The following is a 9,267-nucleotide window of genomic DNA, read 5'->3' as shown; positions in this document are numbered from 1 at the left end:
GGCAGATTGGGGGAAAATGGGCCGCCTTGGTTCTAGTTTTTTGGCCTGTTTCTTGAAAACAAGCGCAACAGACCAGGGCAGGCTAGGAGAGAACCCGCTGGCGCCTGAGCCATTTAAACACTTCCATGACCACAAAAATGATCATGGCGGTGGGCACCAGCTTGAGCCACTCCTCAAAATAAATTGGCTCCAGTTGCAGGGTAGTGGCCAGAAAAGGAATGTAAGAGGCGGCAATGTGCAGTAGCTGGGACGTCAGAATGCCGGCAACCAGGAGGTAGTTGTTGCGCAGCGGCGTCTTGAAGAGCGATTTGGTCTCAGAGCGGCAGTTCAGCACATGGAAATTCTGGAGCAGCACCATGAGCATCATCAGGGTAGAGCGGGCATGCGCCACCTCCAAGTGGTTCACTTCGGTAAGGATGTACCACACCACCAGCGTGATGCCTGCAATGAACACCGCAGAGAGCAGCAGCTGCTTGATCATTAACTGGTTAAAGATCCCTTCTTCTGGTTTGCGCGGCGGGAGTTTCATGACCGAGGCGTCTCCTTTCTCAAAAGCCAGCCCCACGTCCTGAATACCGTTGGTAACAAGGTTGAGCCACAGTAACTGCACGGCAATAAACGGCAGCTCCAGCCCCAGGATGAGGGTACAGGCAATCAGGAGCAGTTCAGCGGCCCCCGTGGAGAGGAGCATGTAGATGATGTTGCGCAGGTTGTTGTAGGTAAACCTTCCTTCTTCTACCCCAGCCGTAATAGAGGCAAAATTATTGTCGGTAATAATGAGCGAGGCTGTGTCTTTGGCCAGGTCTGTGCCGCTGCCCATGGCTATGCCAATATGGGCGGCCTTGAGGGCGGGGGCGTCATTGGCACCGTCACCGGTGACGGCTACAAAATGGCCGTTCTCCTTCAGGGCCTCTACAATTTCTTTCTTCTGCAGCGGCGTTACCCTGGCAAAGACATGTTTCCCTTTTAGCATCTGGGCAAAGGAGGCAGGCTGCTGCTCCTGAATCTGTGCCAGCTCTTTGCCGGAGATGACCTCCTGTGCGGTTTGAGCCAAACCCAGCTGGCGGGCAATGGCAAAGGCCGTTTCTGGGTGGTCACCGGTGACCATGGCCACCTCAATCCCGGCGGCCTGGCACTCCTGAACCGCTGCTTTGGCCTCTTCGCGGAGGGGATCTATAAGGCCAATAATCCCGGCCAGGGAAAGTTCTGGAAGCCCCTCCAGATGCACCTCCCTAACGGGCCCGCCCGCCAGGGCAATCACCCGGAAGCCCATCTTGGCCAGTGCCTCTGTTTTCTGAAACAGCAGCCCCTGCTGGGCGGGCGGGAGTTTTTCAGCAATCACTTCTACGGCTCCCTTCATCCAGAAGCAAAGCTCCCCCTGCTGCCGGTAAAACACTCCTGAGAATTTGTTCTCAGACTCATAGGGTACCATTTTCTCTACCTCTACCCCCGTCAGGAAATAGGCTGGGGAAACCCCTGCCTTGTAGGCCAGCGCCAGCAACGCCACATCTACCGGGTCGCCGCTGTATTCCCAACCGCTGGCGGTTTGCTGGAGAGAAGCCTCATTGCACAAGACGGCCGCCTGCAACAGGGGTTGGAAATGGGGCAGGGTGAGGGCGGCGGGGCTACCGGTAGAAGTTGATATCTGGCCGCTCCCGTTATACCCTTGGCCGGTTACGTCCAGGTGCTGACCGTCTGGCAGTACCAGGGCCTGTACTGACTGCTGATCCATGGTCAGCGTACCCGTTTTATCAGACGCGATCATGGTGCAACTGCCCAGACCTTCTACGGCCGGGAGCCTGCGCACAATCACGTTGCGTTTGGCCATGCGGCTGGTGCCAATGGAAAGCACTACCGTAAGGGCCACCGGGAGTCCTTCCGGAATAGCTGACACGGCAACGGCAATCATAAAAAAGAAGATTTCCATGACTTCCATGCCGCGCCACCAGCCAATGACCCCCAGTAGCACGCACACCACCAGCACCACCTTGCTGATGGTGCTGGCAAAGCGGTCCATGCGTTGCAGGAGCGGTGGCCGCTCAGCATAAGAAGAGGCCAGCGAATCAGCAATCTTGCCCATCTCTGTCTGGATACCGGTACTGGTGGCAACACCCCAGGCGCGGCCCTTGAGCACGGTGGTGGCGGCAAATGCCATGTTCACCCGGTCGCCCAGACTCTGCACTTCATGGCTCAGGGCGGCCTCCTGCTTCATGACCGGCAGGGACTCACCTGTCAGCAGGGCCTCTTCAACGGTCAGCTCGTTTACCTGTGCCAAGCGCACATCACAGGGTACTTTCATGCCAGACTCCAGCAGTACCACGTCTCCGGGCACCAGTTCCTGGGCGTCAATCTCAACCATCTGCCCTGCCCGCCTTACCCTTGCCCGCACCCGCACCATGTTTCTGAGGGCAGAGGCATTGTACTCCGCCTTTGACTCCTGCCAGGTGCCCAACAACGCATTGATGACAATGATGGACATGATAAAGGCCGCATCACCGGCGGTGCCGGCAAATAGGGAAATTACGGCAGCAGCAATGAGTACATAGATGAGAGGGCTCAGGAACTGGCCCAAAAAGATCTGGAGCAAGGTCTTGCGCCTGGGCTCGGGCAGCTTGTTCAGGCCATACTGCTGTTGGCGTATTGCTACTTCCTGCATACGCAGACCTTCCGGACTGGAGCCAAGCTGTTTCATGGTTTCTTCCGGGGTGAATTGATACCAGGGGGTGAGCATAGGCTTGGTTAAGTTTAGGAATGAATGAAATAATGTGGAACAATAGGAATACTGATCTGGTAATTCTCTGCCGGTCAGGCTGGTTTCTGCTTTTTCTGTTTTCGCCTGTTTTCAGGAAAACAGGCCGAAAACAGGCATGTGAGGCAAGGAGACACCAGCTCCTGAAGGAGTAGGCACCCAGGATAACTACTCCCGTAACCTGCAGCTTTCCGGCCTTGTAGGCAGCGGGGGCTATCAGGTGGGGGTTGACCCGCAGAGATCGTACGCCTCCCGCAAGATTCTCCTGAGCCGTTCCCCGCCTATGCCTAGTTCTTCCAGCAGGTAGGGTTTCTGGCAGATATCTTTGCACAGGACCATCTTCTCCTGGAGCAGGTGCTGTTTCTCAAAGCTGGTGAGGGTGGTGAGGGTGGTAAGAGGGTAGATGCCGGTTTTCTCTATCAACTCCTTGAGGCTGTTGCCCTCAGGGTAGTTCCAGCCCAGCAGGTGCAAACCGGCACATTGGCCGTAGGTGATGGCATCTAGGGTGAACCGGGTGTTGGTGACCACCCAGCCCTGGTAAAAGAGGTCTTCGCGGCCAGATTTTTTCCGGAGCTCGGCCTCTACATCCCTAAAGCGCGAATGGATGTAAAGCGGGATCTTGACATCACACTGGTAGGTGGACTGGTTATGGAACTTGCACTCAATGATGAAGTACTGGTAGCCTTTGGTGGCTATCACATCAATCTCATGGTTCACACATTGTCCCTTCATGATCTGCCCAACTGACACCTGGTACCCCTGGCTTTTGAGCAGCTCCCCAATAAAACGCTCAAACGGGTAACCAGACGGCCCCAGCTCCATGATGGCGTTCTTGAGTTTGTACCGGGCCGCCAGGGCGCCGGGTTTGCCTTTGAGCAGCGCAAAGGCTTTTTTGTAAATCTGTCTGGTGGGGATTCCCTGGTACAGCAGGCCTTCTACCTGCGGAATGATGGTGTTGATGATGGCTTCGCTCGCCCCGGCGGCCGCTAAAGACTTCTTCAGTTTCTGGTAAGAGAATGCCGCGGTCTCGCCAGAAGATTTGGTCACCAGTACGTTCTTGGGTTTGGTCATAGGCTTATGGGCTATTGGAACATTTCCGGTTGGGGTGTGGTGAGGGCGTCCAGCTGGTAGAGGTCTCTCCGGAACTGCACTTCTCCGTTGTCATCTACCCAGCTGGTGTAGTAGGCCAACTTTACGGGTATTGGTTTCGGCAAATAAAGGTTTTTTTCCGGACTTGTCTGCTGCAGTGCCTTTGCCGGCTGCAGGCCGTCTGCCCAGTTCTGGTCAAGGAGGTAGGCCCCCAGCTTTTCTGGGTTCTGCACCCGCACACACCCGTGGCTGTAGGCCCTGATAGGGTGAGAGAACAGGCTTTTAGCCGGGGTGTCATGCAGGTAGATGGAATGCTGGTTGGCAAACATGAACTTGATACGGCCCAAGGCATTGTGCGGGCCAGGCTGCTGTACTACCAGAATATTCTCCCGGGCGGCATCAAAGTTCTCCCAGTTTATGGCAGAGGGGGAGACGGGTACCCGCGTCTTTCCTTGCAGCCGGTACACCACCATGTTGTTCTGGGCCAGGTACTGCGGGTTGGTTTTAAGCATGGGGGCTATTTCCCTTTTGATAATGCTTTGCGGTACGGTCCAGGTAGGGTTGACCACCAGGTAACTGATCTTGCTTTCCAGAGGCACGGTCTGGTAGATTTTTGGCGTCTGGCCAATGACCACCTGTGTCTCCCAGACCTGTGTGCCTGTTGAGTCAAGCAAGTGCAGCATGAACTCCGGGAGGTTCACCAGGACCAGCGGCTGTGGGGTGCGGGAAGAGTCAGCTTGCCACCGCTGCAGGTTCAGTGCCAGTTGCGCCCGCCGCTGGGCCGGGGTGATGTTGAGGGCTTCTAAGGTGGCCTGACCGGCCACCCCGTCTGCTTCCAGCCCGTGCCGGCGCTGGAATTTCTTTACGGCCTGGGTGAGCAGTTCATCAAAAGAAGAGTCTGTGGGCGAGGCGAGGCTGGGCAGGTCCCCCATCAGAAACAAATTAGTTCTGAGGCCGGAAATGAGCGGGTCTTTTTCGCCGGGGCGAAGGCAGGTTTTGTTCGGGAACGTGGTCCACAGGTTGTCTTCATCCAGGTGCTGGTATTCCTGCAGGGCGGCCTTTAGTCTTTGTATCTGAACAGCTGGAACAAAAGTTTTAGTTTGTCCCCAGGCAGAAGCGCAGAACAGGAGCAGGAAAGGTAGCAATAAGAGACGTGCCTGAACATTCATTTAGGGGGAATTAGGAGGATACTGGTTACTGCACTGGTTGCGGTTTTAACTTTCCAGACCAGGAGGAAGGCAAGGTTTGGTAAGGCTCCTCCGGAAGCGCCAATAACGGAATAAAGGCCTGATAGGCCAACTCTTTGGTAATACTCTTGTGGAACAGCTGGTCCCAAAATCCCCGTTCATGGATTGAGACCGCCAGAAGGTCCATGTGGTGTTCTGCTACAAAGGTTTTAAGGCTTTTCACCACATTGCTCCCCGGGAGGAGCACCACCTGGTACTCATTGCCAGGGTAATGCTTGGTGATTTCCTTTAGCGGCTTATAGTCAGAAACCAGTTCGCGCTGTTCCTCTGGCCTTACGTTCACAATACTTACCTCAGACTTGAAAGGGGCCGCAAACTGGAACAGATGCTTCAGAAACACCGTCTCCTCCCCTTCAAAATCTGTGGCATAGGCTATCTTATGGAAGCCCTTAAAGGTGACATTGGCCGGAATGGCCAGTACCGGGCAATGGGCCGCCTTGATAAACGAAGCGGTATTGGTGCCAATAAATCTGTCAATGAAATTGCTGGCCCCGCTGGTGCCCATCACCACCAGGTCTACCGCCTGGGTCCGGATGAGCTCATTCAACTGCCCTACCAGTGAGCCATACAGACAGAAAGTGTCCACTTCAAACTGGAACGCATGCTGCAGCCTAATCTGCTCGGCCTGTTTCTGCAGCTCCTCCTCACAGTCTTCTACCAGGCTGGTGTCTACCGGCAGCAGAATCAACCCTTCTGGCGTGCTGGAGGCGGGTAGCTCTACGGTATGAATCAAAAGCAGCCTCCCTTTCACGCGGCGGGCCAGTGCTACCGCAAAGTCAACAGCATTGGCGGCATTCTTAGAAAAATCTGTGGGAACCAGTATGGTAGTCATGGGGAATACGTCTGTCAGGGTTTGGTGCTTTCCAAAGCCTTTACAAAAGTAGCGGTTGCGCCCGGGTGGCCAGATGATGGCGGTCAAAGGTGAAAATGATCTTCATCATGCCTTAAAAAAGTGACCTCTGCCCAAACGCCAACGTCTGTTTTAGGGCTGTTTTCAGAAAAACAGCCCTAAAACAGACGTTGGCCACAGGTAGTGCAGGCGCTCCATTTTTATAGAAGCTGTTTATAGTTTTCCCTTTTCTATGGTGATGAACCGTGACGGCACTTGGGCAGGACGCAACCGAGCGGGTGTGTTTTCATTTTGGGGCTGCTTTCCAAAAAACAGCCCTGAAACAAGAAGCTTACTGACCCTAAAGGCACAAGCAGACGCTTACGCCATATATTTAAGTAAAACGGCTAAACAGCGTCCTTTTTTAGTTGACCAGCAGAAAAGGGGTGGGAGCGGCTTTCAGGTTTTTCAGCTTGGTAGAGAGTTTGGCTATAACCAGTTCAGCCAACCGGCCGTGAAAATGGGTGGCCACGGTCTGGTGGAGGAGCTGCCGCCAGGGCTTTCTGTCAAACAGCAGGACAGTTTGATCCGGGAGGGGGGTGGCCTGCCCCATCAGCAACCAGCATAGGAGGGTGTACAGCCGGGGTACAACCTCTTCCAGCTCAGGGGTGAAGGCAGGAGAGTAGGGTAAACGGTAGAAGGCCGCCGTAAACGTGTCAACCAGTTGGCTAATGTCCTCCTCCTGTAGTATTCCCTGGAGTATCTCCTCCAGATGGGCAGTGGGAGCCATAGGTCAGCAGTGGGGTAAGGAGGGAAGGTGCAGAAGACGGGCCAGATTAGAGGCGCGGGCTTTGGCAATGTCTGCCAGGCTGCCGTTGAAGTTTTCCTCCAGTGTCTCATAAAACAAGTGAATCCATCTGCCTATGTGGCCGGCCGGAATCTGCAGGAAGGCATAGGGCACCAGAGGGTGCTGCAGGTACGGCTTGGCCTCCAACAGAACTGAGCGCCAGTACCTGAACATGAGCCGCTCCTGCTTTTCCTGCTCTGCAACCGGACCGGGAGTAGCTAAGGCGTGTTGCTGGGCCTTCTGCTCAAACACCTTTACCAGCAGGGCAATGTCAGCATCGGTTTTAATATCAGTGGTAGGGAAGGAAGTAGTGGGCATAGTGGTGGGTTTGGAGGTAAAGGATTGGGGAAGGAGGGAGGGCAAAGAATGTTCCTGCGTTCTCAGTTTTTTCTGTAAGAAAACCACCCGTGGGGCAGCACTTGAAGAAATACCTGCTTTTCCTGAAAAGGAGAGAGAGTAGGTGCTGAATGGTTGGCCTGTCACTGCAATACCGTTGCCAAGGAAGACAAGCATTTTGATGAGATCAAAGCTGATGTGGAGCAGATCAAGAAAAAGGTGGCCACTAACAAGGGCAATGATCTGATGCGCTTCAAGCCTGAAATCACAGAATTGCTGGAGCAGGAGATTGTGTCACGGTATTACCTGCAGAAAGGTCTGGTTGAGGCAACTTTCAATGATGATGAAGATATTCTGGCGGCCGTTGACGTGTTGAACAACTCTAACCGGTACCAGTCTCTGCTGTCTGCCAGTGCCAAAAAATAGATTAAAGCCACACTATATATAATAGTGTGATGTATAGGTATAGAAAGGGCAACCGGAGAAGGTTGCCCTTTTATTTTAGAATGCCGTAGCTTTGCCCTGTCAAGTTTAAATTCTGTTTCACGCATGGCGTACCTGTTGTCTTTAGAAACGTCTTCTTCGGTTTGTTCTGTGGCGCTGCACAAAAGCGGCCAACTGCTTTCTTATGCCGAGCTGCAGATGGAGAAATCGCATTCTTCCCATATCACCGTGATGGTGCAACAGGTAGTAGAAAATGCCGGTGTGGAGCTGAAGGAGGTGGCGGCGGTGGCGGTGTCAGGCGGCCCGGGTTCTTACACAGGGTTGCGAATTGGTTCTGGTACGGCCAAAGGCTTGTGTTACGCATTAGACAAACCCCTGATTGCCGTTGATACCCTAACGGCCATGGCGCAGCAGGTGGTTTCTTCCACCCCGGGGCCAGAGAGGTTTCTGTTTTGCCCCATGCTAGACGCCCGCAGAGCTGAAGTGTACACCTGTCTGCTCACGCATGCATTAGAAAAGAAGCTTGAGGTGGCTCCAGTGATTCTGAGTGCGGAGACTTTTGCCGCTGAAATGCAAGACCAGCCTATCGCCTTCTTCGGGAACGGAAGCGAAAAAGCAAAAGAACTGCTTGCCACCCACCCGAACGCTTTCTACCTTGAGAATGTTAAACCAACAGCCAGAGCCATTGGAGAACTTGCCTGGCAGAAATATCAGAAACAAGAATTTGAAGATGTGGCCTATTATGAGCCCTTCTATTTAAAAGAAGTATATATCACTACACCATCAGGTAAATAAGAGATATGGAAGAGTTTGTAAACCGGGTAGCCAACAGTGGGCTCGTCACCTTGAACCTGGAGGAGTATCTGCACCCAGGCGAGCGGGTGGTTTATGATATTAAAGAAAACCTGTTCCACGGGTTAATGCTGCGGGAGAAAGATTTCAGAGCTTTTGTAAAAGAACATGACTGGTCACAGTATGCTACAAAGAATGTGGCTATCATCTGTTCAACAGATGCTATTGTGCCAACATGGGCTTATATGCTGTTGGCAAGTAAGCTTCAGCCCTATGTGAACCGGTATGTGTTTGGAAACCTGGAAGCCTTGGAGCAGGCGCTACTGCAAGATGCAATTGCTAAAATAAACCCAGCAGATTATCAAGACGCAAAACTGGTAATTAAAGGCTGCGGTCAGATACCGGTTCCCACCTTTGCTTATGTAGAGGTTATGCAGAAGTTGTTGCCCGTGGCAAGCAGTATTATGTATGGAGAGCCTTGTTCTACAGTCCCAATCTATAAGAAGCCGAAGGAAAAAGTAGCGGCAGAATAACCTGAAATGAATGTTGAGGGCATTTGAAGGGAGATGAGGTAAAGCCACCTGTCTCCCTTTTTTTGTTAAAAATTTTAACCCCCGCAGGAACTTCTAGGCCTCAAAAAGAATTATACTCCCGTGTCCATTAGGAAAGCCGATGGATTTAGTGAAAAGTTAGAAAAAAAGTTATAGAAAGATTGCGGCACTTAAGCCTCTAATTTACAAGAGGTATACGCGTCATTGCCTCAGCATAAAAGGAGAAGGTAGATAGTTTTAAAAGGGAAAATGGAGCGCAGCCTTGTAAAGAGTAAAACTTTTCCTACCTTTGCATCCCGTTCGGCAGGAGCGGTTTTGGTAAGGAAGTGCAGGCGGCAGGGCGGGGAAAAAGTTTTAACTTTTCTCTTGCATACCGGGGAAAG

9 protein-coding genes are annotated in these 9,267 nt (G+C 53.0%); 3 read left to right on the top strand and 6 right to left on the bottom strand.

Annotated elements, in window-relative coordinates; genetic code table 11:
* Positions 1-82: 82 nt before the first annotated feature.
* The 6 genes from A8O25_RS21330 to A8O25_RS21305 all read right to left on the bottom strand — a co-directional run bounded on the left by A8O25_RS21330 (position 83) and on the right by A8O25_RS21305 (position 7,079).
* Positions 83-2,731 carry a cation-translocating P-type ATPase gene (locus A8O25_RS21330; RefSeq protein WP_066839533.1) on the bottom strand — a complete coding sequence of 883 codons (2,649 nt, stop codon included), beginning with the start codon at positions 2,729-2,731 and terminating at the stop codon, positions 83-85.
* 234 nt (positions 2,732-2,965) lie between these two features.
* Complete coding sequence (locus A8O25_RS21325; RefSeq protein ID WP_066839531.1) at positions 2,966-3,820, bottom strand: PDDEXK family nuclease; 855 nt, start codon at positions 3,818-3,820, stop codon at positions 2,966-2,968.
* Between the two features lie 11 nt (positions 3,821-3,831).
* On the bottom strand, positions 3,832-5,007 hold the full coding sequence (locus A8O25_RS21320; RefSeq protein ID WP_082893818.1) for a L,D-transpeptidase family protein: 1,176 nt from the start codon (positions 5,005-5,007) through the stop codon (positions 3,832-3,834).
* 25 nt (positions 5,008-5,032) lie between these two features.
* Positions 5,033-5,917: a universal stress protein gene (locus A8O25_RS21315; RefSeq protein ID WP_153042869.1), complete on the bottom strand. Its 885-nt coding sequence runs from the start codon at positions 5,915-5,917 to the stop codon at positions 5,033-5,035.
* A gap of 421 nt (positions 5,918-6,338) precedes the next feature.
* Positions 6,339-6,704 carry a globin family protein gene (locus tag A8O25_RS21310; RefSeq protein ID WP_066839526.1) on the bottom strand — a complete coding sequence of 122 codons (366 nt, stop codon included), beginning with the start codon at positions 6,702-6,704 and terminating at the stop codon, positions 6,339-6,341.
* A gap of 3 nt (positions 6,705-6,707) precedes the next feature.
* On the bottom strand, positions 6,708-7,079 hold the full coding sequence (locus A8O25_RS21305) for a group III truncated hemoglobin (protein WP_153042868.1): 372 nt from the start codon (positions 7,077-7,079) through the stop codon (positions 6,708-6,710).
* A gap of 153 nt (positions 7,080-7,232) precedes the next feature.
* On the opposite strand from A8O25_RS21305, the gene A8O25_RS21300 reads away from it, so the two are divergent.
* The 3 genes from A8O25_RS21300 to A8O25_RS21290 all read left to right on the top strand — a co-directional run bounded on the left by A8O25_RS21300 (position 7,233) and on the right by A8O25_RS21290 (position 8,866).
* On the top strand, positions 7,233-7,523 hold the full coding sequence (locus A8O25_RS21300; RefSeq protein ID WP_066839522.1) for a hypothetical protein: 291 nt from the start codon (positions 7,233-7,235) through the stop codon (positions 7,521-7,523).
* A 123-nt stretch (positions 7,524-7,646) separates the two neighbouring features.
* The gene (gene tsaB, locus A8O25_RS21295) at positions 7,647-8,336 is read left to right on the top strand and encodes a tRNA (adenosine(37)-N6)-threonylcarbamoyltransferase complex dimerization subunit type 1 TsaB (RefSeq protein WP_066839521.1); all 690 of its coding nucleotides are present in this window, start codon (positions 7,647-7,649) and stop codon (positions 8,334-8,336) included.
* A gap of 5 nt (positions 8,337-8,341) precedes the next feature.
* A complete protein-coding gene (locus A8O25_RS21290) occupies positions 8,342-8,866 on the top strand; it encodes a DUF2480 family protein (protein WP_066839519.1) in 525 nt (174 codons plus the stop codon).
* Positions 8,867-9,267 lie beyond the last annotated feature (401 nt).

Origin of the sequence: Rufibacter ruber (assembly GCF_001647275.1) — a bacterium.
Taxonomy (GTDB): Bacteria; Bacteroidota; Bacteroidia; order Cytophagales; family Hymenobacteraceae; genus Nibribacter; species Nibribacter ruber_C.
The sequence above is the reverse complement of the archived record's forward strand: the minus strand, read 5'-3'. Positions and strand labels throughout refer to the sequence as shown.

Bases quoted from the DNA above. Each gene is read 5' to 3' on its own strand.
- A8O25_RS21330 (WP_066839533.1), bottom strand. From the start codon at position 2,731: ATGCTCACCCCCTGGTATCAATTCACCCCGGAAGAAACCATGAAACAG.
- A8O25_RS21325 (WP_066839531.1), bottom strand. From the start codon at position 3,820: ATGACCAAACCCAAGAACGTACTGGTGACCAAATCTTCTGGCGAGACC.
- A8O25_RS21320 (WP_082893818.1), bottom strand. From the start codon at position 5,007: ATGAATGTTCAGGCACGTCTCTTATTGCTACCTTTCCTGCTCCTGTTC.
- A8O25_RS21315 (WP_153042869.1), bottom strand. From the start codon at position 5,917: ATGACTACCATACTGGTTCCCACAGATTTTTCTAAGAATGCCGCCAAT.
- A8O25_RS21310 (WP_066839526.1), bottom strand. From the start codon at position 6,704: ATGGCTCCCACTGCCCATCTGGAGGAGATACTCCAGGGAATACTACAG.
- A8O25_RS21305 (WP_153042868.1), bottom strand. From the start codon at position 7,079: ATGCCCACTACTTCCTTCCCTACCACTGATATTAAAACCGATGCTGAC.
- tsaB (WP_066839521.1), top strand. From the start codon at position 7,647: ATGGCGTACCTGTTGTCTTTAGAAACGTCTTCTTCGGTTTGTTCTGTG.
- A8O25_RS21290 (WP_066839519.1), top strand. From the start codon at position 8,342: ATGGAAGAGTTTGTAAACCGGGTAGCCAACAGTGGGCTCGTCACCTTG.